The 1,648-nt window shown below is 39.1% G+C and carries 1 protein-coding gene; it reads right to left on the bottom strand.

Translation table 11 applies throughout. The features are described from left to right. Positions 1 to 1,640, bottom strand: a 1,640-nt coding sequence (locus HT699_RS00860) for an IS1634 family transposase (RefSeq protein WP_172934028.1), incomplete at its 3' end; no start/stop codon positions are given. Positions 1,641 to 1,648 lie beyond the last annotated feature (8 nt).

Here is a 1,648-nt window from a genome sequence, read left to right as displayed (position 1 = left end):
AATAATCTATTTAGTAGCTGCATATCTGGACTTTCTTGTAGTCTATAGTAATTATCTTGTAACCTAGTTGCTTTGGCACTGTTGAGAGCATTAGCGATTCTCCTTGGACTCATCTTCCAATTAATTTGATGTTGGAGGAGTCGAAGATGAATTAAAGCGATAAAACAAGTCAAAAAATGTGCCTGTATATGATTTTCTGTCCATACATAAACAGGTCTACTTTCAAGCTCTGTCTTCGTGATGCGGAAGCAATCCTCAATCTTAGCTAACTCTTTATAAGCCTCCAACATCTCTTCATCTGTCATTCCAACTTCACTTGTTACAAGAACATTCACACCATCAAACTGAGCATCAAAATCAACCTGCTCATGGTCAATGGTAACAAGTGGGGAAAAAGGCTTTAGTTCCCCTGTTTTTTCATCCAGATAGTGGAGGTCTAGATATTTCTTGCCTCCTTTTTTACTGGTCTGTCGAAAGAGTTCCGCATTGGTTAGTTGGCTGGCATATTCTAAAGCACCTTCCCGACGAATCCGTTCTCGATCAGCGTATTTCTTAGACCAAGTAATCAGAACTTTCTCTTTGACAAGTGGAGAATCCTTCTTCGTTCCCAGCTTGCGTTCACGTAGATAGGACTTCTTTGCGAAGGTCAACTCCTTATTAAATTGCCAATCGTTTGGATTTAGAATTTGTGTTTGTAGCTCCTTTGAGGCGCCACGCCGTCCACGATGCTTCTGGGAGAAGAGCCATCCATCTTTTTGATGAATCATCTCAGAAACATTGTAAGAGCTATTCATAGCCTTATCGGCCACCACCACAATACGCTCAATTCCAAACTGTTTTTTAACTTCCTCAACAGCTGGAAGATAGGTAATAGGATCTGTTTGATTTCCTCTAAATAACTTATAACTGATGGGAATTCCATTCGTATCCATAAATAATCCTAATTGGACAATGGGTTTGGGACGATGTTCCTTACTAGGACCTCGCCTTCTTAGTCCTTCTTTTAGAATTTCACCATCAACTGAAACAACCGTCTCATCGGGGATATCTGTTTCAAAGTAGTAGTTCGTTACATCGTAGAAAACTAAACGTGCTTCACGCTTGGTCATGCGACTCACTTCTTTATGAAGATGAAGCAGAAGTTTTTCTTTCAAGGTATCCAACTTATCTAACGAACGATAAATAGCGTTGAGGCTTATTTCCCAATGACCAAATAAGTTTACTTGAGAAGCATAAGTAGATAACTTACTATCTGGATTGAGGACTCTCTGAAAAACTAATAGTTTTAAAACTTGAGCCAAATCGTACTCTGATTTCGATTTCACTGTCTTTAGAAACTCGGTTAGTTTTAACTCTTCAAACAGGTTATCCAAGACCATCCAACCATAGGACTGATCCACCTCATTCATAGGAGCCAGTAGGTCATAGCTTACTTGAAAGAATTGAGGTTCTGTTAGTAGACCTTCCTTTGCCTCACGTTTCAAACGTTCTAAGATATCAGGTTCCTCTACCTCTAGTTCATCTAAGAGACCATATTTTTTCAAAATACGCTGTCTGACTTTTCCATCTTTTCGATATCCCTCCACAAGATAGACATGAGTACGCCCTTCTTTGTTGGTTGTTGTTTTAATAAATGCCATACTCTATT

It is taken from the genome of Streptococcus sp. 1055, assembly GCF_013276815.1.
In the GTDB taxonomy this organism is placed as follows: Bacteria; Bacillota; Bacilli; order Lactobacillales; family Streptococcaceae; genus Streptococcus; species Streptococcus pseudopneumoniae.
This window is presented reverse-complemented; position numbering and strand designations above follow the sequence as displayed.